Below are 4612 nucleotides of genomic sequence, written 5' to 3'. Positions count from 1 at the left end.
GAAGCAGAAGCGCTCCGTCGTCGTTCCCGGGGGTGCCGCCCTCGGGCACCTGGGCGTCGACGTCCACGTGGGTGTCGCCTGCGAGCACGAGCCCCCCGTCGTCGTTCCCGGGGGCGCCGCCGTCCAGGACGAGCACACCGTCGTCGTCCACGCCTGTGCCGTAGTGCACGAGGGCTCCCTCATCGTTCCCGGGGGTGCCGCGCTCGAGGACGAGGGCCCCGTCGTCGTTCTCGTGGGTGCCGCTGTCGAACACGAGCGCGCCGTCGTCCCGACGCAGGGCCTCGTCACGGCCCGGCGGAGGCTGGAACCGCTCCCCGCCCCGAAAGGCCACCGCGGCCAGCCCGGCGGCCACCAGCACGCCGCACAGGATCATGAGTGTCACGGAGCCAGTATCCGACGGCCCCGGAAGCCAGCGAACCCCAGTCATGTCGACTGGGGTCCGCAGCGAACCGTCCGCCGGAAACCGGCGGGACGGCTTCGGTTAGCGTGTTTCGCGCGCCTCGTCCCGGTGGCGCACCATGTAGGCGATGGCCAGGGCCAGCATCACGGCGCCAAGGACGAAGTTGAGCCAGGTGGTGGCTGCATTGGTGGACAGGAAGTTGGCCGCTGATTCGCCGGGGCCGACGATCAGGCCGTACAGCCACATCGCCAGGTACAGGATGCCGGCTCCCATGAGGAAGTCCCGGGCACCGCTGGTGGTGCGGCTCATGATGTAGCCCACCACGCCTACCACCAGGTAGACGATGTTGAGCAGCATGGACACTTGGAACGCGTTGATCAGCATGGCGCCGGAGCCGCTGGCGAAAGCCATTTCTCCGTACTCCATGGTGATGCCGGGGATGAAGCCCAGCACACCGATCACCAAGAGAACAATTCCCGAAGTCATCGCGGCATTTCGCACATTTCCGCGCGAGACGTGTGCGTGATGCGCATGCGGTGATGCGGTAGTCATTTCTCCTCCCAGACAATGAGTTCGAAACTTCGTCGAGTAACAACTCGGCTGTTGGTAGGGGCGCATCTGACGTCAGAACCAGCGCTTTCAGTTTACGTCCGCCTGGCCGCGGCGGCACGGAAAAATGACGACGGCGGTGGGCGGTCCGGTCCTGTCGGCGCGGCTGCCCGGGTGGTCCGGAACCGGGGGCGGTTTAGGCCTCGAGCAGCCTCTTGAGCGTGTGCAGGTCCCGGTCCACGGCGGCGGCATCGGCTTCGAACGCCGCCTCGTCCATGCCGTCACGGTGGTAGAGGGTGAACACCACCTCTGTCCCGTCGCCGTTGCCGAGCACACGCAGCGGGTTGTAGACAGCTTCGCCCGACGGCAAGGTCACGTAGTGGTCCAGCACGCCGAAGTCGTTGCGCTCGGTAAACGTGACCCGCACCGGTCCACTGTCGGTCTCGGCGACCCAGGCGTCGTCGACCACTCCGATGGAGGAGCTGAGTCCGGCGGCCCACTGCGGCATGTTCTCGGGTTTGGCGGCGAACTCGTAGACCTCTCCAACGGGTCGGTTGATGGCGATGCTGATGTGCCGCGATGCAAACGTCATGTGGCCAGTCTTCAGGTTCGCTCCGACGCGGGCAAGACCCGCGGAGCGCCCGGCACCGCCGGGAGGATCCGCGGGCTCGCGATGCCGTCGGGAGGGTCTGTGGTTGGCGCGCGGCGGCGCGCGTTGCCGCAGGTTCGAGCCGGTTAGCGTGTGCATGACAGACTTGGACCATGGCATCCCTTACCGGCAACGGCGACGATCTCCATGAGAAGGCAGCCCACATCGGCATGCGCCTTGAAGACCGCTGGCAGGCGGTCCGGGAACGGCGGGCACGGCAGCGCGGTGACGTGGCCACCGTCATGCCGTTTACCGGCTACGGCACCGACGGCTGGATCCGCGTGCTGGCCCGGGTAGTGATGGCGCGGCCCGGTGCCTTCGACAACGGCCGCATGCCCTCGAAGCTGGTGGCCGACGGCATCCGCGGCTGGCGCAATTTCATCAGCCCGCCCGTGGCCAACGCGCGGGTGGTGATCCACGCCGACGGCATTGAGCACCAAGTGGTGGCCGACCGCGGCGGAGTGGTGGACGCCAAGGTTTCGGTGAGTCTGGCTCCGGGCTGGCACACCGTCACGCTGCGCTGCGAGGACTCTGAACCGGTGGAAGCCGCGGTCTACGTGGTGCCGCCGGACACCCGGTTCGGGGTGGTGTCCGACGTCGATGATACCGTCATGGTCACGGCGCTGCCCCGCCCGATGCTCGCGGCCTGGAACACGTTCGTGCTGGATGAACATGCGCGCAACGCCACGCCGGGCATGGCCGTGATGCTGGAGCGGGTCACGCGCGAGCATCCGGGCAGCCCGGTGTTGTATCTATCCACCGGTGCCTGGAACGTTGCGCAGACGTTGACGCGTTTCCTGTCCCGGAACATGTACCCGGACGGTGCGCTGCTGCTCACCGACTGGGGGCCGACGAAGGACCGCTGGTTCCGCAGCGGTCAGATGCACAAGGTGGACCAGCTGCGGCGGTTGGCCGAAGAATTCCCGAAGATCAAGTGGCTGCTGATCGGCGACGACGGCCAGCACGACGAAGCCATTTACGCCGGCTTTGCGCTGCGTTATCCCGACCACGTGGCGGCCATCGCCATCCGCCAGCTGTCGGTGAGCGAAGCGGTGCTGGCCGGCGGCCGTTCCCAGGACGGCCCGGTGGGACCCGCGCGCAGCATCCCGTGGATCTACGCCTCCGACGGGAAAGGCCTGGCGAACCAGCTTCAGCAGCTGGGAATCCTCTAACGCCGACGGCGCCCCGGCTGGGAACCCTTCAACGACGACGGCGGCCACCGCTGGGAATCCTCTAACGACGACGGTGCCCCGCTCCTGATGGAGCGGGGCGCCGTCAAGCGGCAGTGCCCGGACGTCGTTCCTGCGGGCGCGGCCTGTTAAACGGCGGCCTCCAGCGGGCCGAAAACGGCTTCGATCATGGCCCGCGCCGTTTCATTGTCAGTCTTTTCGGCCAGCGCAAGCTCCGAGGACAGGATCCGCATGGCCTGTTCGAGCTGGTGCTTTTCACCGGCCGAGGAGCCGCGTTCGATGGCCCGCAGCGAGAGGTCGCGGACCACTTCGCTGACCCGGTAAATGTCGCCGCTGTTGATCTTTTCCTGGTTGGCCTTGAACCGGCGCGACCAGTTCTCCTGATCCTCCGGCACCTTCGCCTTCAGGATCGCAAAAACTTCCTTAACGCCTTTTTTGCTGATGGCCTTGCGTACGCCGACCGTTTCCGCGTTGCCCAGCGGCAGTTCGATCAGCAGGCCGTCGTGATGAGCGCGGAACTGTACGAACTTGGTCTGGCAGTCCTTGAACGGACGGGTCCGGAGATCGGTCACGGTAACAGCGCCGTGCGGGGGATAGACGAGGGTGTCGCCAACTTTAATGTTCATTGATGCCCTTTCATGCCATTATGGCAGATACTGCCACATTGGCAGCGAATACTCAAATATGGGGTATCTTGGAAGCTGCTATGCCACAGAAAACGCCGACCAGCGGCGCTTCCAGAACCGATGTGCCCGGCCCGACCACGGCTGAGCTCCCTGTCGCTGCACCCGGATTAAGGGAGCGGCGGCGGCGCCAGACCCGGACGGAAATCAGCGAGGCCGCGCTGCATCTGTTCCAGGAACACGGCGTGGATGCCACCACCGTGGACGGCATCGCCCACGCCGCCGGGATCTCCCAGCGCACGTTTTTCCGGTACTTCACCAGCAAGGAAGAAGCCGCGCTGCCGGCACACCAGGATTTTGACGCCGCGCTCGAGGCCGGGCTGCTCACCATCGATCCGGCCGGCAACCCGCGCGAAGAGCTTGAGCGCGTCTACCAAGAGGTGATGCAGGGGTATGCGGACAACGACGCTCCGGCGGCCCGCCGCATGTTGCTCGTCAACCAGCTCATCCGCAAGGAGCCCCTGCTTAAGGCCGCCATGCTCAAGCACAATGCCACCCGGACAACCGGGCTGGTGGACGCCCTGATGGACCGGTTCGGCCGCGACGGGGTGAGCGACCTGCAGATCAGGTTGGCGTTCGAGACCTGTGCGGCGGTGGTCCGGGTCGCGTTCGAGGTGTGGGTGGCCCGGCGCGAAGCCGGCCGGAACGACAACCTGCCGGACATTTACGCGGCTGCCCTGCAGTTGTCCCACTGACCATGCGAAACACAAGAACCCCGGCCCTTACGACGACGACGCCGTGCCCGTGCCCGAGCGGCCGGGCCTACGGCGAGTGCTGTGGGCCGTTCCACCGCGGCGAGGCCGAGCCGCCGACGGCGGAAGCGCTGATGCGGTCGCGCTACACGGCGTTCGTCGCCGGGGATGCCGCCTATCTGCTGCGCACGTGGCATTCGGAAACGCGGCCCGCGCAGCTCGAGCTGGACCCCGCGCTGCACTGGACCGGACTGGAAATCCTCAAGACCGTCCGCGGCGGCGTAACCGACCGTGCGGGCACCGTGGAGTTCCGAGCCGGCTACCGCGAGGGCGGCCTGGATCGCACGCAGCAGGAGAAGAGCACCTTCGTGCGCGAGGACGGCCGCTGGGTCTACCGCGACGCCATAGCCTGAGCGCACCCGGCCGAGATGGGCGGCGGCGGTGCACCA

At 66.8% G+C, this 4612-nt stretch carries 7 protein-coding genes; 3 read left to right on the top strand and 4 right to left on the bottom strand.

Annotated elements, in window-relative coordinates; all coding sequences use genetic code 11:
- The 3 genes from AC5RUJ_RS11515 to AC5RUJ_RS11505 form a co-directional block, all read right to left on the bottom strand.
- Positions 1–382: hypothetical protein (locus AC5RUJ_RS11515; RefSeq protein WP_494155891.1), on the bottom strand; the 382-nt coding region annotated here is incomplete at its 3' end.
- Positions 383–481: 99 nt separating this feature from the next.
- Positions 482–886: a DUF4383 domain-containing protein gene (locus AC5RUJ_RS11510; protein ID WP_494073418.1), complete on the bottom strand. Its 405-nt coding sequence runs from the start codon at positions 884–886 to the stop codon at positions 482–484.
- Positions 887–1145: 259 nt separating this feature from the next.
- Positions 1146–1541 (bottom strand): SRPBCC family protein, encoded by a 396-nt coding sequence (locus AC5RUJ_RS11505; RefSeq protein WP_494001710.1) that lies wholly within the window; start codon positions 1539–1541, stop codon positions 1146–1148.
- Between the two features lie 170 nt (positions 1542–1711).
- Here AC5RUJ_RS11505 and AC5RUJ_RS11500 point away from each other — a divergent pair, with 170 nt between their 5' ends.
- The gene (locus AC5RUJ_RS11500; RefSeq protein ID WP_494076754.1) at positions 1712–2770 is read left to right on the top strand and encodes an App1 family protein phosphatidate phosphatase; all 1059 of its coding nucleotides are present in this window, start codon (positions 1712–1714) and stop codon (positions 2768–2770) included.
- A gap of 146 nt (positions 2771–2916) precedes the next feature.
- Here AC5RUJ_RS11500 and AC5RUJ_RS11495 read toward each other — a convergent pair whose 3' ends face one another.
- Positions 2917–3414, bottom strand: a complete 498-nt coding sequence (locus AC5RUJ_RS11495; RefSeq protein ID WP_494128059.1) for a CarD family transcriptional regulator — start codon at positions 3412–3414, stop codon at positions 2917–2919.
- A gap of 80 nt (positions 3415–3494) precedes the next feature.
- On the opposite strand from AC5RUJ_RS11495, the gene AC5RUJ_RS11490 reads away from it, so the two are divergent.
- Positions 3495–4166 carry a TetR family transcriptional regulator gene (locus AC5RUJ_RS11490; RefSeq protein WP_493979572.1) on the top strand — a complete coding sequence of 224 codons (672 nt, stop codon included), beginning with the start codon at positions 3495–3497 and terminating at the stop codon, positions 4164–4166.
- A 2-nt stretch (positions 4167–4168) separates the two neighbouring features.
- A complete protein-coding gene (locus tag AC5RUJ_RS11485; RefSeq protein WP_494128058.1) occupies positions 4169–4576 on the top strand; it encodes a YchJ family protein in 408 nt (135 codons plus the stop codon).
- Positions 4577–4612 lie beyond the last annotated feature (36 nt).

Source organism: Arthrobacter sp. Y3223164 (assembly GCF_059091005.1).
The sequence above is the reverse complement of the archived record's forward strand: the minus strand, read 5'-3'. Positions and strand labels throughout refer to the sequence as shown.

Coding starts and splice junctions, on each gene's coding strand:
- AC5RUJ_RS11510 (WP_494073418.1), bottom strand. CDS start 886: ATGACTTCGGGAATTGTTCTCTTGGTGATCGGTGTGCTGGGCTTCATC.
- AC5RUJ_RS11500 (WP_494076754.1), top strand. CDS start 1,712: ATGGCATCCCTTACCGGCAACGGCGACGATCTCCATGAGAAGGCAGCC.
- AC5RUJ_RS11485 (WP_494128058.1), top strand. CDS start 4,169: ATGCGAAACACAAGAACCCCGGCCCTTACGACGACGACGCCGTGCCCG.
- AC5RUJ_RS11495 (WP_494128059.1), bottom strand. CDS start 3,414: ATGAACATTAAAGTTGGCGACACCCTCGTCTATCCCCCGCACGGCGCT.
- AC5RUJ_RS11505 (WP_494001710.1), bottom strand. CDS start 1,541: ATGACGTTTGCATCGCGGCACATCAGCATCGCCATCAACCGACCCGTT.
- AC5RUJ_RS11490 (WP_493979572.1), top strand. CDS start 3,495: ATGCCACAGAAAACGCCGACCAGCGGCGCTTCCAGAACCGATGTGCCC.